The organism is Paraclostridium sp. (genome assembly GCF_051656405.1).
Lineage (GTDB): Bacteria > Bacillota > Clostridia > Peptostreptococcales > Peptostreptococcaceae > Paraclostridium.
In genome coordinates, this window is record NZ_JBOGBV010000006.1 from 82,190 (window position 1) to 106,311 (window position 24,122).

Below are 24,122 nucleotides of genomic sequence, written 5' to 3' on the forward strand. Positions count from 1 at the left end.
TAGGAGGATAATTAAATGGCAAGACATTTATTTACATCAGAATCAGTTACAGAAGGTCATCCAGATAAAATATGTGATCAAATATCAGATGCAATATTAGATGCACTTTTAACAAATGACCCACAAGCTAGGGTTGCTTGTGAAACAACAGTTACAACAGGATTAGTATTAGTTGCAGGAGAAATAAGTACTAATACTTACGTTGATATACCTAAATTAGTTAGAGAAACAGTTAAAGAAATAGGATACACTAGAGCAAAATTCGGATTTGACGGAGATACTTGTGCAGTTATAACTTCTATAGATGAGCAATCAGGAGATATAGCTATGGGAGTTGATGAAGCTTTAGAAAATAGAAGTGGAGAATTAACTGAAGATGAAATAGAAAAAATAGGAGCTGGAGACCAAGGTATAATGTTTGGTTTCGCATGTAATGAAACAGAGGAATTAATGCCTCTTCCAATATCTCTTGCTCATAAGTTATCAAGAAGATTAACAGAAGTTAGAAAAAGCGGAGAATTAGAATACTTAAGGCCAGATGGAAAGACTCAAGTTACTGTTGAATACGATGGAAATAAAGCAGTTAGAGTTCATACAGTATTAATATCTACTCAACATTGCGAAACAGTAAGTACTGATACAATAAGAAAAGATTTAATAGAAAAAGTTATAAAAGTTGTTATACCAGAAGCACTTTTAGATGAAGAAACTAAAATATATATAAATCCAACTGGAAGATTCGTTATAGGAGGACCTCAAGGAGATACAGGTCTTACTGGAAGAAAGATTATAATAGATACTTACGGTGGATATTCAAGACATGGAGGAGGAGCTTTCTCAGGAAAAGATCCTACAAAAGTTGATAGATCAGCAGCATATGCTGCAAGATATGTTGCAAAAAATATAGTAGCAGCAGGACTTGCAGACAAATGTGAAATAGAATTAGCTTATGCTATAGGGGTTGCTAGACCATTATCTGTATTCATAGATACATTTGGAACTGGAAAAGTAAGTGAAGAATTACTTGTTGATTTAGTTAACAAGAACTTTGATTTAAGACCAGGAGCAATAATAAGAGATTTAGACTTAAGAAAGCCTATGTACAAAGATGTTGCAGCTTATGGACACTTTGGTAGAACTGATTTAGATTTGCCATGGGAAAGAACTGATAAAGCTGAAACTTTAAGAGAGCAAGCTGGTTTATAATAAATATTTACATTAGCAATAAGAAGACTGTAGATTTACAGTCTTCTATTTTTTTTATATAAATTTAGCTGTATAATAATAGTAAATTATGTAAACGCTAAATTTAGCCTTTTTATGCTTAAGGAAATTATATATAGTAAAAAATTATTAATGATTCAGTTAGATTAATTAACTCAATGAAGTATTTTGAGAGTGAAAAAATTTACATGCTCAGTTGTTAAAGAGAATCGAATTTTTATAGGAGATTATTTATGGAAAAAATTGAAGGAATGGTAAGTGATATTATCTTTAAAAATGAAGATAATGGATATATTATAGCTCATTTATCAAATGAAAGTAACGATATAGTTATAGTTGGATGCATGCCTACTTTAACAGTTGGAGAGAGTATAGAAGTTGAGGGTAAATGGATAAATCATAAAACTTATGGGACTCAATTTGAAGTTAACTCATTTATGCCAGTTACACCATCATCTATAGAAGGTATATATGTATACTTATCCTCTGGAATAATAAAAGGGATAGGAGAAAAGATGGCAAAGAGAATAATAGAAAAGTTTGGAGTAGACACCTTAGATATTATTCAAAATTCTCCACATAGGCTTTCAGAAGTTGATGGTATAGGGAGCAAAAAAATTGAGCAGATAGCTAAAAGTTATGAAGAAAATAGAGAATTAAGAAATATAATAATGCATTTATCTCCTTATGGAATAACTCCTAACTTTTGTTTAAAGATATATAAAAGATATAAGAATAAATCAATAGATATAATAACAAAAAATCCATATAAGCTAGCAGAGGATATAAGAGGAGTAGGATTTAAAGTAGCAGACAAAATAGCATCAAATTTAGGAATAGATAAATTTTCTAAAGACAGAATAATGCAAGGTATCTTATACGCATTAAACCAATCTTTAGGAAGTGGGCATACATATTTACCTAAGAATGCTTTAATAGATGAAGCTAGCAAGCTATTGGGTGTAGACAATGAATATATTTCAGATTCTATTTTAAGCTTAGCTTATGATCAAAAAATTCATATTGAAAGAAATTTGGGAGATGAAGATCACATATACTTAATACCGTATTATCTATCTGAGAATGGAGTTTGTAAGCAAATCATAAAATTATCTCAATCTCAATTTAAAGAATTAAATATAGATATAAACGAAGAAATAGAAAATATAGAAAAAGAAACTAATATAAAGTTAGCTACAAACCAAGTATTAGCAGTAAAAGAAGCTGTTGAAGGTGGATTAGTAGTTATTACTGGAGGGCCAGGGACAGGAAAGACAACAACTATAAATACTATAATAAAGGTATTTGAAAATAATAAGCAAGAAGTTCTTTTAGCGGCACCTACAGGGAGAGCAGCAAAGAGAATGAGCGAGACTTCTAATAAAGAGGCTAAAACGATTCACAGGCTTTTAGAAATGGGATATGCAACAGACTCAGAAGAATTAGTTTTTTTAAAAGATGAAGAAGATCCTATAAAAGCAGATGTAGTCATCGTTGATGAAGTTTCAATGGTAGATATTGTTTTAATGTATAGTTTATTAAAAGCAATAAAACCAGGAACTAGATTAATTTTAGTTGGAGATAGTGATCAGTTACCATCTGTTGGAGCTGGAAATGTTTTAAAAGACATAATTGATTCAGAAGTTATAAATGTTGTTAGATTGAATGAAATTTTTAGACAAGCTCAGGAAAGTATGATAGTTGTAAATGCCCATAGAATAAACAAAGGATTGCCACTTAATCTAAATGTTAAAGGAAAAGATTTCTTTTTTATAAAAAAAGATACAAATGAAGCGATCTTAGAAGAAATAGTTGGATTAGTTAGCCAAAGACTACCTAAATTCTATAAATTAGACAAGCTACAAGATATACAAGTTCTTGCACCTATGAGAAAGGGTGATCTAGGTGTTACAAATTTAAATATAGAGTTACAAAAATATTTAAATAAAGAAGAAAAGTTTAAAGTTGAAGAAACACTACAAAAAAGGATTTTTAGAGTTGGCGATAAAGTTATGCAAATAAAAAATAACTATACTAAAAAATGGGAAAATGAAGATAAAAGTGAAAGTGGCGAAGGTATATACAATGGAGATATAGGTTATATTTATCATATAGATAAGGAAAATAAAATTATATACGTTCTATTTGATAAAACTAAAATAGTGTCTTATGAATACTCTGAGTTAGACGAATTGGATCACAGTTTTTGTACAACGATACACAAAAGTCAAGGAAGTGAATTTCCAGCTATTGTAATTCCAGTAACTTGGGCTCCGCCTATGTTATTAAATAGAAATTTACTTTATACAGCTGTAACTAGAGCTAAAAAATTAGTGGTTTTAGTTGGAGATGTTAAATATTTAGAGTTTATGATAAAAAATAATAGGATAAATGATAGACATTCTAATTTAAGTAAAAAATTGAATAGATTAAAAAAAGAAGGGTTGTTGATAAAAAATTAAATCAGTTTTTTATGAAATTTTAGATACAATATATCCTGAAAATATTAAGTGTATTATATGCAATAAATCTATTAGTAAAAATAATACATACTCATTGTGTAAAGATTGTTTCAATGAACTAAATTTTATAAATGATGGATGTATAAAATGTGGAAAAACTATATTAAATGAAACTATAGAAATATTAAAGCCTGAAGATTTATTAAATGGATGTCCGTCTTGTATAAACAAAACGTATTACTTTGAAAAAGCTATAGGGTGTATAGAATATAATGAAATTAGTAAAAAGATAGTATTTGGATTTAAATACAATGATAAAACATTTATGGCAAATATTATAGCTAATATAATGAAAGAAAAGTTAGATACTCAAAATATAAATTATGATTATATACTTTATGTTCCATTACATAAGAAAAGGGAAAGAAAAAGAGGATTTAACCAATCAAAACTTATTGCAAAAAACCTTGGTAAAATAGAAAATATAAAGGTTTTAGATTCTATATACAGGAATAAAAACACTACTAAATTATTTAAATTAACAAATGAAGAAAGATCAAGAGAAGTAAAAAATGCCTTTGGTTTTTATAAGAGTATAAATTTATGCAAAAACAAAAATGTATTGCTTATAGATGATATATTTACTACGGGAAGTACTGTAAATGAAATATCAAAAATGTTGAAAATTAAAGGTGTTAAAAAAATTTATATATGTACATTTTTAACTAGAATAAATTGTTATTGACATATGGGTCTTAAGATATTAAAATGTATTAGTAATGTGTTAGGTCTGTGGTTGAAAGTTCATGCCAGTTGCAGGCGAAAGGACCCACGTAAGTTAACTCTAAAAATGGGGTTAATGATCATGGTGCAGCTTAGAAGTAAGACCTGCCGATATTAAAATCGAGAGAGTCAGTAGTGCGGCGAACCCAAGCGAAATCTCCAGCAGGCGAGTGTGGGGGCAAAGACCAGGTCAGCTAAAATATTACTAAAGTACCTTTAGAGGTGCTTTTTTTTTGCTTAAATACAATTTTTTTGTAATTTATTCGAAAATATGACAACAATAAACAAATTAATAACAAATAAACATTAGTTCTGTGGATATAAATTGAGTAAAGAATGTGTAAAAATAAATAAATACAGACTTATTAACATTTTTATCCACATTATCCACAGGTTATAATGATAAATCAATCCACATGTTGGTCAAGGTTTACAATTAATCGACAAAAAAAATTTATTTACTTTGAATATTATGATTCCAAGAAGCTAACAATAAAAATAAAGGAAATTGAATTTAAACATAGAAATTATAATATAAGTTATTGTACTTATATATACCTGAAGGGAGATGTTCTTATGAATATAAACATATCTGGGAAACAAATGGAATTAACAGATGCAATAAAGGATTCAGTAGCAGAAAAATTAGAAAGATTAGACTACTACCTTCATCCAGAAACAGAAGTAAAAGTTACAGTAAGTGCTAAAAAGGCAAGACAAAAAGTAGAAGTAACTATAATACCAATAAGCGGTCCTATAATTAGAGCAGAAGATACAGAGGAAAATTTATATGCTGCTATAGATGTAGTATATGATAAGTTAAACACTCAGTTAAGAAAGTATAAAAAAAGAGTACAAGATAAGCATCAATCAAATGAAAGTATAAGATTTAGTCATATAGAAGATTTATCAGAAGAAGAGTTAAATGATGAAAATGAAAATTCTATAAACATTTCAATAAAAAGAAATAAGAAATTTAATATGAAGCCGATGAGTCCAGAAGAAGCAGTTTTACAAATGGATTTATTAGGACATGATTTTTTCATATTTACAAACACTCAAACTGATGATATATCAATAGTCTATAAAAGAAAAAATGGCGGTTATGGAATGATAGAACAAGAGTAGAATTTAAATTAGTTATTAAAGCTATCGATAAAAATGATAATCGATAGCTTTTTAAATATAAAATGCAAAGATTTTATGGTAGAATGTATATTATACATATAATGGACGAGGAGAGATAAGTATATGGGTTTTTTAGATAATATATTTAATATGGCTGATAAAAGAGAAATGAAAAAATTCAGCAAAACAGTTGATGAGATAGATGCGTTAGAATCGAAATTTCAAGGAATGTCAGATAGTGAATTAAAAAATATGACTAATGTTTTTAAAGATAGACTTAATAATGGGGAAACAGTAGATGACGTATTAGCAGAAGCATTTGCGGTTGTAAGAGAAGCTTCAAAAAGAGTGCTTGGCATGAGACAATATAGAGTTCAGCTTATAGGTGGAATAGTTCTTCACCAAGGAAGAATAGCTGAGATGAAAACTGGAGAAGGTAAAACTTTAGTTGCAACAGCTCCAGTTTATTTAAATGCGTTAACTGGTAAAGGTGTACATGTTGTAACAGTAAATGATTATTTAGCAAAACGTGATAAAGAGCAAATGGGTAAAATATATGAATTTTTAGGAATGACAGTTGGGGTTATAGTTCATGGACAAAGTCCTCAAGAAAGAAAAGAACAATATGAATGCGATATAACTTATGGAACAAACAATGAATATGGATTTGATTATCTAAAAGATAATATGGTTATACATAAAGAGCAAAAAGTTCAAAGAGAATTAAACTATGCAATAGTCGATGAGGTCGATTCTATATTAGTCGATGAAGCTAGAACACCTCTTATAATATCGGGACCTGGAGATAAATCAACACATTTATATGGTGATGCAAATACATTTGTACATACTCTAAAGGAAGATAATTATGAGATAGATGAAAAACAAAAATCAGTTTCTTTAACTGAAAGTGGTATACAAAAAGCAGAAGTTTATTTTAATGTTGAAAATATAACAGATATAGCTCATATAGAGTTATACCATCATATAAATCAAGCATTAAAAGCTCATAAAATAATGAAGTTAGATGTAGATTATGTTGTAAGAGATGGCGAAATAGTTATTGTTGATGAATTTACTGGAAGACTTATGTTTGGTAGAAGATATTCTGAAGGATTACATCAAGCAATTGAAGCTAAAGAAGGATTAAGAATACAAAGAGAATCTAAGACTTTAGCAACTATAACATTCCAAAACTACTTTAGAATGTACAATAAGTTATCAGGAATGACAGGTACAGCTAAAACAGAAGAAGAAGAATTTAAAGCAATATACAAAATGGATGTTGTACAAATTCCAACCAACCAACCTATATTAAGAGAAGACTTAGCAGATTGTGTTTACAAGAGTGAACTAGGAAAATTCAATGCAGTTGTTGAAGATATTATAGAAAGACATAAGAACAATCAACCAGTACTTGTTGGTACCGTATCTATAGAAAAATCTGAAGTTCTATCTATGCTTTTAAAGAGAAAAGGCGTAAAGCATGAAGTATTAAATGCTAAAAACCATCACAAAGAAGCGGAGATAGTAGCTCAAGCAGGTAGATTAGGTGCAGTAACTATCGCCACTAACATGGCAGGTCGTGGTACCGATATAGTTTTAGGAGGTAATCCTGTATTCTTAACTAAAAAAGAAATGAAGAAAATAGGATACTCTGAAGATATAATAAACAAGGTAGATGCAGATATAGAGAGTTTAGGTATAGAGTTAACTGATGAAATAGTGAAAGCTAAGTCTGATTTTGATAAAATACTTAAAAAGTATAAGATACAGACTGAAGAAGAGCAGAATAAAGTTAGAGAAGCCGGCGGGTTAGTTATAATAGGTACAGAAAGACATGAATCTCGAAGAATTGATAATCAGTTACGTGGTCGTGCTGGTCGTCAAGGGGATCCAGGAAGTTCAAGATTCTATATAAGTTTAGAAGACGAACTTATGAGACTATTCGGAAGTGATAGAATTTCTGGAATGGTTGAAAAAATAGGATTAGATGAAGAAACACCTATAGAAGCTAAGATGTTAACTAAATCAATAGAAAATGCTCAAAAGAAAGTTGAAGGAAGAAACTTTGGTATAAGAAAGCACGTTCTTCAATATGATGATGTTATGAATAAACAAAGAGAGATAATATACGAACAAAGAGGGCGTGTATTAGAAGGTGAAAACTTAGAAGAGCAAGTTCAAACAATGATAATGGCTATAATATCAGATGGATATGATATATATGTAACGGATCAAGGATTTGATTTACATGCATACAAAGATTATTTATATCATATGTTTATGCCTAAAGGTAGCTTAGAAGCTGAAAATCTTGAAAACATGAAAAAAGAAGAAGTTATAGATACAGTATATAATTTAGCTAAAAAAATATATGAAGAAAAAGAAAATATGGTTGAATCTGAAAGAATGAGAGAAATAGAGAGAGTTATACTTTTACAAGCTGTTGACTCTTATTGGATAGATCATATAGATGCTATGGATCAATTACGTCAAGGTATAGGGCTTAGAGCTATAGGTCAACAAGATCCAGTTGTAGCTTATAAGTTAGAAGGGTTTGACATGTTTGATAATATGACAAAAGCTATACAAGAAGATACTGTAAGATATTTATATAACTTTACAATAGAAGAACCTATACAAAGAAAACAAGTAGTAGATGTAGAAAAAATATCTTCAAATGCAGATGAAGCGCAAGGAAATAAACCTGTTAAGAAAGATGAAGAAATAGGAAGAAATGATGAATGTCCTTGTGGAAGTGGTAAAAAATATAAAAAGTGTTGCGGAAGATAGTTTGGAGGTTGTATATGCTTAATGTACAAGAATATAGACATAGAATAGAAGAAATGTCTAATAATATAGAAGAATTGAGGGCTTCTCTTTGACATAGAAAGTCTGAATGAAAAAATTATTAGAAGTGAAAAAATAATGAGTGAACAAGACTTCTGGAATGATAATGAAAAAGCACAGCGTGTACTTCAAGAAAATAAAAATTTAAAAGATATTGTAGATGAGTACAATCATCTACAATCATCTGTAGAAGATGCAGAAGTACTTCTTGAGCTAGCTCAAGAAGAAGCTGATGATTCATTAGAAAAAGAAGTTGAAAGTACAATAACTTCAATTGAAAAAGAGATTGATAAAGTTAAAATAAAAACTTTATTGAGTGGAGAATATGATAGAAATAATGCGATTTTATCTATAAATGCAGGTACAGGTGGATTAGATGCTCAAGATTGGGCAGAAATGTTACTGAGAATGTATGATAGATGGGCTAATTCTAAAGGATTTAAAGTTAAGACACTAGATTTACAATCAGATACAGAAGCTGGTATAAAAAGTGCAACTATACAAATTGAAGGACTTAATGCATATGGATATTTAAAAAGTGAAAAAGGAGTACATAGAATTGTAAGGATATCTCCTTTTGACCCATCTGGAAAAAGACATACTTCTTTTGCATCGATTGATGTAATTCCAGAGTTAGATGAAAGTATAGAAATTGATATAAATCCTTCAGATTTGAAAATAGATACATATAGAGCATCTGGGGCTGGTGGACAACATATAAATACTACTGATTCTGCAGTAAGAATAACTCATATACCAACAGGTGTAGTTGTTCAATGTCAAAATCAAAGGTCTCAGCACAGTAATAAAGATACTGCTATGAGAATGTTAATGGCTAAACTTATAGAGTTAAAAGAATTAGAACAAAAGGAAACGATAGAAGATTTACAAGGTAAATATTCGCAAATAACTTGGGGAAGCCAAATAAGATCTTATGTATTCCAACCATATAAGTTGGTAAAAGACCACAGAACAAATGCTGAGATAGGAAATGTTGATAGCGTTATGGATGGTAATATAGATTTATTTATAAATGAATATTTAAAAATGACTAAAGTAAATAATGTATAGAACATAAGGGTGTGTTTCAAAATAGTATGAAAAATACATAAGTTTTGCTTCCAAAGCGTAAAGTGCTTTAATGGTCGCAAAAGCTTATGTATTTATTCTTATCTATTTATTTTGAGGCACGCCCCTTTTTAGGAGGGATTTAAATTGGATATAAATAAAATTTTAAAAGAAGAGTTTAACTTAAGAGATTCTCAAGTTGAAAACACTATAAAGCTTATAGATGAAGGAAACACTATACCATTTATAGCCAGATATAGAAAAGAAATGACTGGTGAAATGAGTGATGTTATACTTAGGGCTTTTTATGATAAATTAGTTTATTTAAGAAATTTACAAAGCAGAAAAGATGATGTACAAAGGATAATAGAGGAGCAAGGCAAGTTAACGGATGAAATATTAAAAAATATAAAGCTAGCTAAAACTCTTCAAGAAGTTGAAGATATTTATGCTCCATATAAACAAAAGAAAAGAACAAGAGCAACTATTGCAAAAGAAAAAGGTTTAGAAAAATTAGCAATAGCTATATTAAATGATAAAGTAGATATAAATTTAGAATGTAAGAAATATATAAATAAAGATAAAGAAGTAAATTCTGAAGAAGATGCATTAAAAGGAGCTAAAGATATAATAGCAGAATTAGTTTCAGAAGATGCCAAGCTAAGAAAGTATATAAGAGAGTTAGCTTTAAGAGAAGGTGTTATATCAAGCAAAAACTCAAAAGATGAAAAATCTGTATATGATATGTATTACGAATTTAGTGAATCTGTGAAAACTATAGCTCCACATAGAGTATTGGCTATAAATAGAGGAGAAAAAGAAGAATATTTAAAAGTTAAATTAGAAATTAATAATGAAAAAGTAATAAATCATATAGTTGATGTATATGTTAATAAAAATAACCAAATAAACAAAGAAGAAATAATTTCTGCTATAGAAGATTCATACAAAAGACTTATATTCCCTTCAATAGAAAGAGAAATAAGAAATCATTTAACTGATTTAGCCCATGAAAGAGCAATAAGTGTTTTTGGACAAAATGTTAAGAGCTTATTACTTCAACCACCTGTAAAGGATAAAGTGGTTATGGGATTTGACCCAGCATATAGAACTGGATGTAAGATAGCTGTTGTAGATAAGAATGGTAAGTTATTAGATTATACAACTGTATATCCAACTAAACCTCAAAATGATGTAGATGGAGCAAAAAAGACTTTAAAAGGACTTATAGAAAAATATAATATAGATATAATTTCTATAGGTAATGGTACAGCATCGAGAGAATCAGAACAATTTGTATCTGAAATGATAGGTGAAATAAATGGTAACGTTCAATATACTATAGTAAGTGAAGCAGGTGCATCTGTATATTCAGCATCAGAGCTTGCTAATGAAGAACATCCAGATATAAATGTATCTATAAGAGGAGCTATATCTATAGCAAGAAGATTGCAAGACCCTTTAGCTGAGTTAGTGAAAATTGATCCTAAAAGTATTGGAGTAGGACAATATCAACATGATCTTAATAAAAAAAGATTAGAAGAAGTTTTAAGTGGAGTTGTAGAAGATGCAGTAAACTCTGTAGGTGTAGACTTAAATACGGCTTCATATTCATTACTTGAACATGTAGCAGGAATAAGCAAAACTATAGCGAAAAATATAATTGAGTATAGAGAAGAAAATGGAGATTTTACATCAAGAGCTCAAATTAAAAAAGTTAAAAGATTAGGGCCACAAGCATTTACTCAATGTGCAGGGTTTATGAGAATAACAAATTCAAAAAATCCTTTAGACAACACTGGTGTACATCCTGAAAGTTATGATACGTGTAAAAGTTTACTGGAGGCACTGGGATACTCATTGAATGATTTGAAAAATAGAAATGTAGATGAAATAGATTCTAAGATAGCAGATATTGGAATAAACAAATTAAGTGAAGAATTAGAAGTAGGAATTGTTACTTTAAAGGATATTATATCTGAAATAAAAAAACCAGGAAGAGATCCAAGAGAAGCAGGGATTAAACCTGTACTTAGGACAGATGTATTAAAAATTGAAGATATAAAAGAAGGTATGGTTTTAAAAGGAACTGTAAGGAATGTTGTAGATTTTGGAGCATTCGTTGATATTGGAATAAAAAATGATGGTTTAGTTCATAAATCACAAATGAGTAATAAATTTGTAAAAGATCCTATGACAGTAGTAACTGTAGGGGATGTAATAGATGTAAAAGTAATAGGGATAGATTTAAAAACACAAAAGGTTTCTTTAACTATGAAAGATATAAAAGAAGTATAGGAGGAATAAATGCTTTTTATAAAAAATGGAATTATAAATACAGTCACTAATGGAATTATACAGGGTGACATACTTATTGAAAATGGTAAAATTATAGAAATTGGAGCAGATATAGTTGCTCCATTAGATGTGGAAGTTATAGATGCAAATGGAAGTTTAATTTTTCCTGGGTTTATAGATGCGCATACACATTTAGGTTTATGGGAAGATGGTATGGGGTTTGAGGGAGCTGATGGCAATGAAGAAACAGATCCAATAACACCACATTTAAATCCTATAGATGGAATAAATCCTATGGAAAGAAGTTTTGAAGAAGCGAGAAATGGTGGAATTACATCTGCATGTAGTACACCAGGAAGTGCAAATGTTATGGGCGGACAATGCATAGCTATAAAGACTTTTGGTAGAAGAATAGACAAGATGATAATAAAAAATCCTGTTGCATCAAAAATAGCTTTTGGTGAGAATCCAAAAAGTTGTTATGGGCAAGAAGAAAAAGCTCCACAAACTAGAATGGCAATTGCTGCAATGTTAAGAGAAACATTAAAAGAAGCTGAGCAGTACTTAGAAGATATAAGATTGCATGAAGAAGATGATGAAAATGAAAAGCCTGATTATGATATGAAAATGGAAAGTTTACTTCCAGTATTAAATAGAGAAATTCCATTTAAAGTACATGCACATAGAGCTGATGATATGTTTACAGCGATAAGAATTGCAAAAGAATTCAAGTTAAAGTTAACATTAGATCATTGTACAGAAGGGCATTTAATAGTTGAAGATTTAGTAGAAGAAGCGTACCCAGTTATAGTAGGACCTTCACTTTCTGAAAGATCAAAAATAGAATTAAGAAATTTAACTTTTGATACAGCTGGGGTTTTATCAAATGCAGGAATGCAAGTTTCACTAACTACAGATCATCCTGTAGTTCCTCTACATTACTTACCTGTATGTGCAGGAATCGCTGTTAAACATGGAATGGATTCTAAGAAAGCTATAGAAGCAATAACTATAAATCCTGCAAAAACATTAGGGATAGACAATAGGGTAGGCTCTATAGAAGTTGGTAAAGATGCAGATATAGTTATATGGGATAATAATCCTTTAGAAATTCAAAGCAATGTCTTGTATACTATAATTGATGGAAAAGTTGTATATAGAAAACAAGCTTAATTAATATTGACATATTTAAATTTTATTAATAATATATAGATATAAGGAAAATTAAATAGCACGCAAGATCTTCGGGGCAGGGTGAAATTCCCTACCGGCGGTATAGCCCGCGAGCTACATTTGTAGCATGACTTGGTGAGATTCCAAGGCCGACAGTAAAGTCTGGATGAGAGAGGATTAGTATATATGTATAAGAAAGATATTATTGTTTTAATATACTTAAAAAACTAAGCTCGAAGAGATTCTTTGGGCTTTTTCTTTTTCCTAAAATTAAAATTAGGAGGTTTTTTAATGGATAATATATTCAGTAATAAAAAAACTATGAGTACAAATACAATGACAAAGGTAGCTATTTTAGCAGCAATTTCTTATATTTTAATGTTTATAGCAATACCTATTCCAGGTATATTTCCAGATTTCTTAAAACTAGATATATCAGATGTTCCTGCTATATTTGGAGGTATGGCATTAGGACCGGTAGCAGGCTTTACAATAGTCCTTATTAAAAATTTATTTCAAGCAATGACGGCATCAACAACAGCTTGGATAGGTGAAACAGCAAACTTATTAATTGGTGGTTCATATGTAGTAATTTTATCATTAGCATATAGACACAATAAAAATATAAAGGGATTATTTTTAGGATTTTTCTTAGGAACAATAGTTATGATAGTAATAGGTTGTTTAACTAACTATTACATGTTACTACCTTTTTATGGGAAAGTAATGCCTATGGAAGCTATAGTAAATATGGGACATGTAATAAACCCTAATGTAGTAGATTTAAAGAGCTTTGTTATTTGGATGATAGCTCCATTTAACTTAGTTAAAGCAATACTAATGTCAGTAATTACATTACCTCTTTATAAAAAGATGGAGGTAATATTAAAAAAATAAATTAATTAAGGAGATATACCAAAAACTAGGGTGGTCATAGATAAATATATAAGTTTCGCTCCATGAAAGCTTAATAGATGCTTTTAAAATGTTGCTAAAACTTATATATTTATCATTCACTATCTATTTTAATATATCTCCTTTTTTATGATCAACGAAATTGCAATTAGTAAAAAATGTTGATATACTATAAAACTTAGTTATATAAATATAATATGTTTTTATCATAAAAAATATTTTGAGCAACGGACGAAGTCGTTGGCGACATGAGCGAAGCGAATTTTATTTTTCATCATAAACATAATAGACACAATCATTTTTAAAATTAGATATTGATTCAAAATTATTTTCTTTAAGCTTATTTATAAGATTATCATATGGATTTGTTATATAAATTTCAGCCTCTTTTGATTTATGTTTCAATAAAGAATAATTAGTAGCATCATTAATTCCTTCAAAAGTGTTATCTATACATATAATAGATGGACATCCTTTCATTTTTATAATGCATTTATGACCATTAATTATTAATAAAGAATCACTTTTAACTAAATCATTAAAAATATTTTCGCAAATATTTAAAAATGTAAATCCATAAGTTAGTTTATTATTACAAGTTTTAAAATAATCGAGATTTTTAAAGTTTTCATAAGAAATATTCCATTTTTCAACTTTAAAATCTAATAAATTTAAGTTAGATTTTTTTATAAAATTATAATCTTTAAAAACTATTAAGCAGCTCTGAGCTAAATAAAAATTCTTAGCTTCCATCATTTTTATGCTAGCTTGGGTATCTATATGAGTACACATTGCTATATTAGTTATTTTATTATTTCTTAAATCTTCTCTTGCTAAATTAAATAGCATATCAGAAATAGCATGAGCAAGTTGCTGTCCCCTATAATTTATATGTACTCTAAGTCCTTCAAGCCATCCTTGTCTATCTGGTAGAACTGTATACTTACCAACTGCTACAACTTTATCTTCTTTAACTAATCCAATAAAACAACCTTCTTTATCATCAACCCATTTATGAAAGACTTTGGGTAAATAGTCATGACCATCCCAAATGTTTCTTGATATATCTACTATATCATCGAAATCATTGTGTGTTAGAACTTTATAATTCAAAAATATCACCCCTTTTAATAAATAATATTACCATAAGTTGTAAAATATATGGTATATAATAAAAACTTTGTGAATGTAAGGCTTTATAATAGTAATTTGTTATAATATAATAATATCTGTTACATTAACAATTTAGACAAACAAGTCTTACTTATGGAGATGATATAGATGATTAAAATATATTTAGAAAATGAAGAGCAAACAAGAGATATAGGATTTAAATTAGGTAAACTTTTAATGCCAAAAAGTGTAGTATGCTTAATAGGTGATTTAGGTGCAGGAAAAACTACTATGACTCAAAGCTTAGCACAGTCTTTAGAAGTAGATGATTATATAACTAGTCCTACTTTTACAATAGTAAATGAATATGAAGGTAAAGTGCCTTTATACCATTTTGATGTGTACAGAATTGGAAGTAGTGATGAAATGTATGATATAGGATTTGATGAGTATATAAATGGAGATGGAGTTTGTATAATTGAATGGGCAAACTTAATCGAGGATATACTACCAGACGAATATTTATATATAGAAATGAATTATAAAGAAAATGGAAGAGAAATGATATTGACTCCAAAAGGAGAAAAGTATGAAGAAATAGTTAAGGAGCTGACTAAGTAATGAAAATTTTAGGGATAGATACAGCTACACATTCAACAAGTGTATGTATTGTAGAAGATGATAAGCTAATATGTGAATACACAGTGAATACTAAAAAAACACATTCACAAAAACTAATGGTTATGATTGAATCAATGATAAAAGAAAGTGATTTAAATATAAAAGATATTGATGCAATAGCTATATGTATAGGGCCAGGGTCATTTACAGGATTAAGAATTTCTATGGCTACAGCTAAGGCTATATCACAAGTTAGAAATTTACCAATAATAGCTGTTGATTCACTAGAATCTTTAGCATTCAACATGAATCTTTGTGAGAGAGTAATTTGTCCTATACTAGATGCACAAAGAAGCCAAGTGTACACAGGAAAATATAGGTTTGAAAATGGAGAATTTAAAACATTAGAAGATGTAAAAGTAGTTACAATAGATGAATTAGTAGATGAACTATCTAAATCAAATGAAGAGTTTATTATTGTTGGAGAAGCTACAAATTTATATAAAGAAAAACTTGATGAAGTTAAAAATTCTTATATAGCATCTGTATCTAATAATGTAAGTAAAGCTAGCAGCTTATGTGCTATAGCTGGAATTAAATTTAAAAAAGATGTAGATGTACATAATTGTTATACTATAAATCCAATGTACATAAGAAAGTCTCAAGCAGAAGTTCAGTATGAGGAAAAAATGAAGAGGCTAGAAAATGATAAATAATAATTTAATAATAAGAGATATGGCAAGCGGTGATGTAGATGGAGTTTTTGAAGTTGAAAAAAATTGTTTTGAACATTACTGGTCTAAAGGCGAATTTGAAAAAGAGATGAAAAATGATGTTGCTAATTATTTAGTAGCAGAAATTGATAAAAAGATTGTTGGTTACGTAGGTATATGGTTTATAGCTGGAGAAGGGCATATAACAAATGTAGCTGTACATAGTGATTTTAGAGGACAAAAGATAGGTGATGAACTTATCAAGCATCTTGTTGAAAAATGCAAAGAAAATCACATATTTGCTATGACATTAGAAGTTAGAGTATCTAATGTAGTAGCTCAAAATTTATATAAAAAATATGGATTTAAATTAGCAGGGATAAGAAAAGAGTATTATAGTGACAATAAAGAAGATGCAATGATAATGTGGAGCCAATTAAAAGAGGTGTAGTATGAAAAAAGATATAATAACATTAGCTATAGAATCTAGCTGTGATGAAACAGCATGTTCAATTTTAAAAAATGGAAGAGAAGTTTTAAGTAATATAATCTCTACACAAATAGAATTACATAAGAAATTTGGAGGAGTTGTTCCTGAAGTAGCATCTAGAAAACATATAGAAAACATACCAATGGTAGTACAACAAGCATTAGATGAAGCAAATGTAACTTTTGATGATATAGATCATATAGCGGTTACTCATGGACCAGGATTAGTAGGGGCTGTTTTAGTAGGCCTTTCATATGCTAAAGCATTAGCTTATACTTTAGATATTCCTTTAGTTGGAGTTAATCATATTGAAGGACACGTAAGTGCAAATTATATAGAAGATAAAGATTTAAAGCCACCATTTATAACTTTAATAGTTTCAGGGGGACATACACACTTAGTAGAAGTTAAAGACTATGGTAAGTATGAAATTTTAGGAAAGACTAAAGATGATGCATCAGGAGAAGCATTTGATAAAATTGCAAGAGCTATGAATCTAGGTTATCCAGGTGGACCTATAATAGATAAATTAGCTAAAAAAGGAAATAAAAAAGCAATAGACTTCCCAAGAGCTTGTATGGATGAAGGATATGATTTTAGTTTTAGTGGATTAAAATCAGCAGTTTTAAATTACTTAAATGCTAAGAAAATGAAGAATGAAGAAATAATAGTTGAAGATGTTGCAGCATCATTCCAAGAAGCTGTAGTAGAAGTTTTAGCAACAAAAGCTATAAAGGCAACTAAAGAAAAAGGATATAATACAGTTGCATTAGCAGGAGGGGTTGCTGCAAACTCTGCATTAAGAGAAAAGTTAACTTTAATGGCAAAAAAACAAAATATACAAGTTAAGTACCCATCAATTATATTATGTACAGATAATGCAGCTATGATTGGTTGTGCTGGATATTATAATTTTATAAACGGAAAAATTAATGATATGAGTTTAAATGCTGTTCCTAATTTAAAAATAGGTCAGTAGGAAAAATCGGAGTGATTCAAAACTTTAGGCGCTCAGATACAATTATAAATTTTACTACCAAAGCTAAAATGAAGCTTTAAAGGTCGTTAAAATTTACAATTGTATCTTTTGGGTAAACAATGTTCTGAATTAACTCCGATTTTTTTGTATACACAATTTAGGAAAATGTTTTCTTTAGTTTATAAAAATGTATATTTTTGTAATTATATACACAAAAAAGGATTAATAGATTGAATGATGTAAATTTGTAGCTATCATCGTCTAAATTTTTAGAACAATACTTTTTATAATAAAGTAAAAGTTCATATATAATTAAAAATAAGCGAGTAATCGGTTTTAAAATACATTTAAGATATGCTTAAAGATGGGGGATTTTATGTTGAAGAAATATGAGGATATAATTAACAGCTATAATATAAATTTATTTAAAGAGGGGAAACATTTTAGAAGTTATGAATTTATGGGAGCTCATAAAGTGCAAAAAGGAAAAGAAAAAGGAGTTACTTTTACAGTATGGGCGCCAAATGCAAATCAAGTATATTTATCTGGAGAATTTAATGATTGGAATAAAACCTCCCATCCTATGAAAAATTTAGATAACAGTGGAATATGGAATATATTTATACCTAAAATGGACTTTAGGGATTTATATAAATATAATGTTGTAGATAAAAATGGTAATAACAAGTTAAAGTCTGATCCTTTTGCATTTTATTCGCAAATGAGACCTGAAACAGCTTCAATTGTATTTGATATAGACAACTATTCTTGGAAGGATAAAAAGTGGATAGAAAAAAGAGAAAAGACAACATACAAGGATTTACCTATGAATATATATGAAGTTCACTTGGGATCATGGAAAAGAAAATGGGATGGAGACTTTTTTAGTTATGAAGAACTATATGAATTAATAGATTATGTATGTGAAATGGGATATACACATATAGAGATTTTACCAATAACAGAACATCCATTAGATGAATCATGGGGTTATCAAACAATAGGATATTATAGTCCTACTAGTAGATATGGGGATTGTACTAGTTTAATGAAATTTATTGATAGATGCCATAAAAAAGATATTGGAGTAATTCTAGATTTTGCATATAGTCATTTTTGTAAAGATGACCATGGATTGTATAAATTTGATGGAACACCTCAATTTGAATATGAAGATAAGTTGAAAGCTGAAAATATTGGTTGGGGAACAGCTCATTTTGATTTAGGAAAACCTGAAGTGCAAAGTTTCTTAATATCTAATGCAATTTATTGGCTAGAAAAGTTTCATGTAGATGGTATTAGAATGGATGCGGTTGCAAGCATGCTTTACTTAGATTACGATATAGGTCCTTGGAAACCTAATAAATACGGTGGTAGAGAAAATATAGAAGCTATTGAGTTTTTAAGAATGTTTAATGAAGTTATTCATAAGGAGATAAAAAATCCAATTATAGTTGCAGAAGAATCCACGTCTTGGCCGATGGTATCGGGACCTTCGTACAAAGGTGGATTAGCATTTGATAGTAAGTGGAATATGGGATGGATGAATGATACGTTGAAATATATGGAAATGGATTCTATATATAGAAAGCATCACCATGAGTTAATAACTTTTTCTTTTATGTATGCTTTTTCTGAAAACTTTATACTTCCATTATCTCATGATGAAGTTGTGCATGGGAAAAAATCTCTTCTCGATAAAATGCCTGGAGATCCATGGCAGAAATTTGCAGGATTAAGATTACTTTATGCGTATATGATGTTGCATCCAGGAAAAAAATTATTATTTATGGGATGTGAATTTGCACAAGGATTAGAGTGGAGATTTGCATATGGATTAGAATGGGAACTATTAATGAATGAACCACATAAATTGATGCAAACGTATACACGAGATTTGAATTTACTATACAAACATGAAAAAGCTATGTATGAAATAGATGAACATAACTCAGGATTTGATTTTATAGATCCTCACAATATAGATCAAAGTGTAATTGTCATTATGAGAAAAGGTAAGAAAAAAGAAGATTTTATAATAGGAGTATTAAATTTCACACCAGTATTCCATCCTGAATATAGGATAGGAGTGCCATATGAGGGTGTTTATGAAGAAGCTTTCAATAGTGATAATAAAGAATATTGGGGATCAGGACAAACTATGAAGGGTATGGATTTAGAATCAGAAAATATAGCATGGCATAATAAGCAGTATTCTATAAATATAAAGGTTCCACCTATGGGAGCCACTTTTATAAAAGGTAAAAATATAAATATATTATAAATTTAGAAATTTTATTAATTTATTAGGGGGATTAGGAGTAAATTATGAAAAAAGAAATGATAGCAATGATATTAGCAGGGGGACAAGGATCAAGATTAGGAGTGTTTACTAAAAACATAGCAAAACCAGCAGTTTCATTTGGAGGTAAATATAGGATAATAGATTTTGTTTTGAGCAATTGCTCAAATTCAGGTATAGATACAGTTGGAGTATTAACACAATATAGACCTTTATTATTAAACTCACATATAGGAATAGGTAGTCATTGGGATTTAGATAGAAGAAATGGAGGGTTATCAATACTTCAACCATACATGAATGAAAAAGAAGGAAATTGGTACAAAGGTACAGCAGATGCTATATACCAAAATATGAATTATATAGATAGCTATGATCCAGAATATGTTTTAGTTTTATCGGGAGATCATATTTATAAAATGGACTATAGCGATATGTTAGAAGAACATAAATCAAAAAATGCAGATGTAACAATTGCGGTAATGGAAGTTGACTGGGATGAAGCTAGTAGATTTGGGATAATGAATGCAAATGAAGATGGAAGTATATATGAATTTGAAGAAAAACCTGAAAACCCTAAAAGTAATTTAGCATCAATGGGAATTTATATATTCAACTGGGCAAAGATGAAAAGTTATTTTAAATCAGATAAAGAGTACGTAGACTTTGGTAAAAATTTAATCCCTAAAATGTTAGATGATAAAGTTAGTATGTATGCATATGAATTTAATGGATATTGGAGAGATGTAGGAACTATAGAAAGTTTGTGGCAAGCAAATATGGATTTAATTAATCCAGATAATGGGTTTAATTTAAATGATTCTAATTGGAAGATTTATACAGATACAATGGCTATGCCACCACAATATCTAGGGAAAAATTCTAATGTAAAACGATCTATAGTTGTAGATGGATGCAGGGTTTTTGGAACTGTTGAAAATTCAGTTTTATCCCATGGAGTTAGTATAGGAGAGGGGAGTATAGTAAAAGACTCAGTAATAATGTCAAATGCCAAAATAGGTAAAAATGTGATTATAGAGAAGGCTATGATAGGAGAAGGTGCGCTAATAGAGGATGATTGTAAGATTTCTAGTGGAGACGATAGTATAAGTATAGTATCTGAATTTGATGTTGTTTCTATGGAATTAGTATAGGGGGATTTAAAAAATGAATAAAGAGTGTATGGGAATAATTAATTTAAATAGAAAAGGTGATAACTTAAAAGAACTAAGTGATTCAAGGGTAGTAGCATCAATACCTATAGGAGGAAGATATAGAGTAATAGATTTTGCTCTTTCTAATATGGTTAATGCAGGTATGAAAAATATAGGTATTTTTTCAGACCAAAAATATAGATCTTTGACAGATCATTTAGGAAATGGTAGCCATTGGGACTTATCAGCAAAGAATGATGGATTATTTGTATTTAGTCCTGAAAATACTAAAAAACAAATTTGTAGAGCAATAAAAAAAGGAGACGTTCATAACGTTTTTTCTAATATAGACTATATAGAAAAAAGTAAGCAAGAATATGTACTTATATCTCCTAGTTATATGATTTGCAATATAGATTACAAAAAAGCACTAAACCATCATAAGCTATCAGGTAACAACATAACTGTTATTTATAAAACTATAGATAATGCAGATGAGGATTTTCTAGGAACTACAAAATTAAATATAAATGATAAAAATCAAATTACTAGTATGGGAATAAATATAGGAAGAGAAAAAAATGCAGATATATCTATGGATATGTATATCCTGAAAAAAAGCTTATTTATAGATATGATATATGATGCAGTATCACGAGGTGAATATGCACATATAGAAGATTGTATAAGTGAAAGCATAGAAGAAATAAGAATAGGGGCATATGAATATAAAGGATATTTAAAATGTATAAATTCTACTAAAAACTATTTTGAAGCCAATAAAGATTTATTAGATGTAGATGTAGCCAATGAATTATTTTATTCAGATAGAAAGATATACACAAAAGAAAAAAATGAGCAGCCTACACTGTACACAGAAACATCTAATGTAAAAAATTCATTTGTGGCTACTGGTTGTGTAATAGAAGGAGAAGTTCAAGATAGTATTATATTTAGAAAAGTTCATGTTAAAAAAGGAGCAGTTATAAAAAATTCTGTAGTTATGCAAAGTGGAACTATACAAGAAAATGTGAGACTAGATAATGTAATACTAGATAAAAATGTATTTATATCAAAAGATAAAGAATTAAAAGGAGATATTAAACTACCATTAGTAGTAGAAAAAAATGTAATTTTATAGAGGGGGATAAGTTTTGAAAGTTCTTTTTGTAACGGCAGAGTGTTGGCCTTTTGTAAAGACTGGGGGATTGGGAGATGTTTCTTATGCACTTCCAAAGGCTTTAAAAAGAGAAGAAGTGGATATAAGGGTTATAATGCCTAAATATGTTAATATTCCTAAATATTTAAAAGATCAAATGAAAACAGTAGCAGTATTCAATGTAAACGTAGCATGGAGAAATCAATATTGTGGATTAATGGAACTAGAGCTAGATGGAGTTAAATTTTACTTTATAGATAATGAATTCTACTTCAAGAGAGATGGCGAATATGCGTATTTATATGGATATGACGATGATGTAGAAAGATTTACTTTCTTTAGTAATGCGGTACTAGAATCTTTAAAAAGAATAGATTTTTTTCCAGATGTAATAAATTTAAATGATTGGCACACTGGTATGATACCATTATTTTTAAAAGAAAATTATAGCCAAGATGAAAGATATTCTGAAATAAAAACTATATATACTATACACAATCTTCAATACCAAGGTGTATTTTCAAATAAAAATATAGAAGATGTATTATCTATACCAAGACATTATTTAGACGATGGGAATATAGAGTATTATGGTGGTATCAACTTTATGAAATCAGGAATAGTATATTCGGATAAAGTAAGCACAGTAAGTCCTACTTATGCTAATGAAATACAAACAAAGTTTTATGGAGAAAGCTTAGATGGATTAATCAAATCTAATTCACATAAGTTAAAGGGAATTGTAAATGGAATTGATTATGAAATAAATAATCCTGAGACAGATAAAAATATAGTATGCAATTATAATATAAATTCAATAGGTGATAAAGTTAAAAATAAATTAGAATTACAAAAAATTCTTGGATTAGAAGTTAATCCAGATATTCCTATGATAGGCATAGTTTCTAGACTAGTATCTCAAAAAGGATTGGACTTAATATCATATATGATGCCAGAGATAGTAGGAGAAAATTTACAATTAGTGGTTTTAGGTACTGGAGAAGAACAATATCAATCTATGTTAAATTACTATTCAGGTAAATATCCAAATAAAGTAGCAGCTATATTAACATTTGATGCTGCACTTGCGCAACAAATTTATGCATCATCAGATATGTTTTTGATGCCATCTTTATTTGAGCCGTGTGGAATTGGGCAGATGATAGCAATGAGATATGGATCTATACCTATAGTAAGAGAAACAGGAGGATTAAAAGATACTGTAAAACCTTTCAATAAATATACAGGAGAAGGAAATGGATTTAGTTTTGCAAATTACAATGCACATGAAATGTTTTACTGTATTAAAAGTGCAATAGATACTTATAAAAATGATAAAAGTGCATGGTTTAAAATAGTTAAAAGTGCTATGGGTACTGATAGTAGCTGGGCTAAGTCCGCAAATGAGTATATAAAAACGTATAATGAAATAGTTTGGCAAAGGAGTTGGTAGTATTGACTCTCATAAATAGGGAGGAATTTAAGTTAGAATTTAAAAATCAAATGGATTTTTTATATAAACAAAGTATCGAAGAAGCTAACAATGAGCAGTTACTAAATACATTAGTAACTGTTCTTAAATCTAAAATAGCAAATATATGGAAAGAAAATAGATTAAAAGAGGAAAAGGAAGTTTACTATTTTTGCATAGAGTTTTTGTTAGGAAGACAGCTACAGTCAAATCTTT

The 24,122-nt window shown here is 29.1% G+C and carries 19 protein-coding genes and 1 riboswitch; of the genes, 18 read left to right on the forward strand and 1 reads right to left on the reverse strand.

Annotated features, from left to right (window positions below):
• The first annotated feature begins 15 nt into the window (after positions 1-15).
• The 9 genes from metK to ACRDDE_RS01145 all read left to right on the forward strand — a co-directional run bounded on the left by metK (position 16) and on the right by ACRDDE_RS01145 (position 13,886).
• The gene (gene metK / locus ACRDDE_RS01105; protein ID WP_438624954.1) at positions 16-1,206 is read left to right on the forward strand and encodes a methionine adenosyltransferase; all 1,191 of its coding nucleotides are present in this window, start codon (positions 16-18) and stop codon (positions 1,204-1,206) included.
• A 251-nt stretch (positions 1,207-1,457) separates the two neighbouring features.
• Positions 1,458-3,686, forward strand: a complete 2,229-nt coding sequence (recD2, locus tag ACRDDE_RS01110; RefSeq protein WP_438624955.1) for an SF1B family DNA helicase RecD2 — start codon at positions 1,458-1,460, stop codon at positions 3,684-3,686.
• A gap of 16 nt (positions 3,687-3,702) precedes the next feature.
• A complete protein-coding gene (locus ACRDDE_RS01115; protein WP_438624991.1) occupies positions 3,703-4,431 on the forward strand; it encodes a ComF family protein in 729 nt (242 codons plus the stop codon).
• A 614-nt stretch (positions 4,432-5,045) separates the two neighbouring features.
• A complete protein-coding gene (gene hpf / locus ACRDDE_RS01120; RefSeq protein ID WP_438624956.1) occupies positions 5,046-5,597 on the forward strand; it encodes a ribosome hibernation-promoting factor, HPF/YfiA family in 552 nt (183 codons plus the stop codon).
• Positions 5,598-5,720: 123 nt separating this feature from the next.
• A complete protein-coding gene (secA, locus tag ACRDDE_RS01125; RefSeq protein WP_438624958.1) occupies positions 5,721-8,393 on the forward strand; it encodes a preprotein translocase subunit SecA in 2,673 nt (890 codons plus the stop codon).
• A gap of 14 nt (positions 8,394-8,407) precedes the next feature.
• Positions 8,408-9,521, forward strand: a protein-coding gene (gene prfB / locus ACRDDE_RS01130) for a peptide chain release factor 2 (RefSeq protein ID WP_438624960.1) whose coding sequence is annotated in 2 segments (ribosomal slippage) — positions 8,408-8,470 and positions 8,472-9,521 — 1,113 coding nt in all. Because the reading frame shifts where the segments join, the coding sequence is not laid out codon by codon here.
• Positions 9,522-9,665: 144 nt separating this feature from the next.
• Positions 9,666-11,816 carry a Tex family protein gene (locus ACRDDE_RS01135; RefSeq protein ID WP_438624962.1) on the forward strand — a complete coding sequence of 717 codons (2,151 nt, stop codon included), beginning with the start codon at positions 9,666-9,668 and terminating at the stop codon, positions 11,814-11,816.
• A 9-nt stretch (positions 11,817-11,825) separates the two neighbouring features.
• Entirely contained in the window at positions 11,826-12,989 is a 1,164-nt protein-coding gene (locus ACRDDE_RS01140; RefSeq protein ID WP_438624964.1) for an amidohydrolase, read from the forward strand.
• A 63-nt stretch (positions 12,990-13,052) separates the two neighbouring features.
• A riboswitch (FMN riboswitch) is annotated at positions 13,053-13,171 on the forward strand.
• Positions 13,172-13,280: 109 nt separating this feature from the next.
• A complete protein-coding gene (locus tag ACRDDE_RS01145; RefSeq protein ID WP_438624966.1) occupies positions 13,281-13,886 on the forward strand; it encodes an ECF transporter S component in 606 nt (201 codons plus the stop codon).
• A 282-nt stretch (positions 13,887-14,168) separates the two neighbouring features.
• Here ACRDDE_RS01145 and ACRDDE_RS01150 read toward each other — a convergent pair whose 3' ends face one another.
• Positions 14,169-15,017 carry a GNAT family N-acetyltransferase gene (locus tag ACRDDE_RS01150; protein WP_438624968.1) on the reverse strand — a complete coding sequence of 283 codons (849 nt, stop codon included), beginning with the start codon at positions 15,015-15,017 and terminating at the stop codon, positions 14,169-14,171.
• 168 nt (positions 15,018-15,185) lie between these two features.
• Here ACRDDE_RS01150 and tsaE point away from each other — a divergent pair, with 168 nt between their 5' ends.
• The 9 genes from tsaE to ACRDDE_RS01195 form a co-directional block, all read left to right on the forward strand.
• Positions 15,186-15,638 (forward strand): tRNA (adenosine(37)-N6)-threonylcarbamoyltransferase complex ATPase subunit type 1 TsaE, encoded by a 453-nt coding sequence (gene tsaE, locus ACRDDE_RS01155; protein ID WP_438624970.1) that lies wholly within the window; start codon positions 15,186-15,188, stop codon positions 15,636-15,638.
• Complete coding sequence (gene tsaB, locus ACRDDE_RS01160; RefSeq protein ID WP_438624972.1) at positions 15,638-16,354, forward strand: tRNA (adenosine(37)-N6)-threonylcarbamoyltransferase complex dimerization subunit type 1 TsaB; 717 nt, start codon at positions 15,638-15,640, stop codon at positions 16,352-16,354. The genes tsaE and tsaB overlap by 1 nt, the downstream gene beginning before the upstream one ends.
• Entirely contained in the window at positions 16,344-16,802 is a 459-nt protein-coding gene (gene rimI, locus ACRDDE_RS01165; protein WP_438624974.1) for a ribosomal protein S18-alanine N-acetyltransferase, read from the forward strand. Before tsaB ends, rimI begins: the two co-directional genes overlap by 11 nt.
• Position 16,803: 1 nt before the next feature.
• A complete protein-coding gene (tsaD, locus tag ACRDDE_RS01170) occupies positions 16,804-17,820 on the forward strand; it encodes a tRNA (adenosine(37)-N6)-threonylcarbamoyltransferase complex transferase subunit TsaD (protein WP_438624976.1) in 1,017 nt (338 codons plus the stop codon).
• A 379-nt stretch (positions 17,821-18,199) separates the two neighbouring features.
• On the forward strand, positions 18,200-20,104 hold the full coding sequence (glgB, locus tag ACRDDE_RS01175) for a 1,4-alpha-glucan branching protein GlgB (protein WP_438624978.1): 1,905 nt from the start codon (positions 18,200-18,202) through the stop codon (positions 20,102-20,104).
• Between the two features lie 44 nt (positions 20,105-20,148).
• Positions 20,149-21,276 (forward strand): glucose-1-phosphate adenylyltransferase, encoded by a 1,128-nt coding sequence (locus ACRDDE_RS01180; RefSeq protein ID WP_438624980.1) that lies wholly within the window; start codon positions 20,149-20,151, stop codon positions 21,274-21,276.
• 13 nt (positions 21,277-21,289) lie between these two features.
• On the forward strand, positions 21,290-22,417 hold the full coding sequence (gene glgD, locus ACRDDE_RS01185; RefSeq protein WP_438624982.1) for a glucose-1-phosphate adenylyltransferase subunit GlgD: 1,128 nt from the start codon (positions 21,290-21,292) through the stop codon (positions 22,415-22,417).
• 13 nt (positions 22,418-22,430) lie between these two features.
• A complete protein-coding gene (gene glgA, locus ACRDDE_RS01190) occupies positions 22,431-23,888 on the forward strand; it encodes a glycogen synthase GlgA (RefSeq protein WP_438624984.1) in 1,458 nt (485 codons plus the stop codon).
• 2 nt (positions 23,889-23,890) lie between these two features.
• Positions 23,891-24,122: hypothetical protein (locus ACRDDE_RS01195; RefSeq protein ID WP_438624986.1), on the forward strand; the 232-nt coding region annotated here is incomplete at its 3' end.

Excerpts from the sequence above, each read along its gene's own strand:
- metK (WP_438624954.1), top strand. The coding sequence starts at position 16 with ATGGCAAGACATTTATTTACATCAGAATCAGTTACAGAAGGTCATCCA.
- ACRDDE_RS01180 (WP_438624980.1), top strand. The coding sequence starts at position 20,149 with ATGAAAAAAGAAATGATAGCAATGATATTAGCAGGGGGACAAGGATCA.
- tsaB (WP_438624972.1), top strand. The coding sequence starts at position 15,638 with ATGAAAATTTTAGGGATAGATACAGCTACACATTCAACAAGTGTATGT.
- tsaE (WP_438624970.1), top strand. The coding sequence starts at position 15,186 with ATGATTAAAATATATTTAGAAAATGAAGAGCAAACAAGAGATATAGGA.
- hpf (WP_438624956.1), top strand. The coding sequence starts at position 5,046 with ATGAATATAAACATATCTGGGAAACAAATGGAATTAACAGATGCAATA.
- glgD (WP_438624982.1), top strand. The coding sequence starts at position 21,290 with ATGAATAAAGAGTGTATGGGAATAATTAATTTAAATAGAAAAGGTGAT.
- secA (WP_438624958.1), top strand. The coding sequence starts at position 5,721 with ATGGGTTTTTTAGATAATATATTTAATATGGCTGATAAAAGAGAAATG.
- recD2 (WP_438624955.1), top strand. The coding sequence starts at position 1,458 with ATGGAAAAAATTGAAGGAATGGTAAGTGATATTATCTTTAAAAATGAA.
- tsaD (WP_438624976.1), top strand. The coding sequence starts at position 16,804 with ATGAAAAAAGATATAATAACATTAGCTATAGAATCTAGCTGTGATGAA.
- ACRDDE_RS01140 (WP_438624964.1), top strand. The coding sequence starts at position 11,826 with ATGCTTTTTATAAAAAATGGAATTATAAATACAGTCACTAATGGAATT.
- rimI (WP_438624974.1), top strand. The coding sequence starts at position 16,344 with ATGATAAATAATAATTTAATAATAAGAGATATGGCAAGCGGTGATGTA.
- ACRDDE_RS01145 (WP_438624966.1), top strand. The coding sequence starts at position 13,281 with ATGGATAATATATTCAGTAATAAAAAAACTATGAGTACAAATACAATG.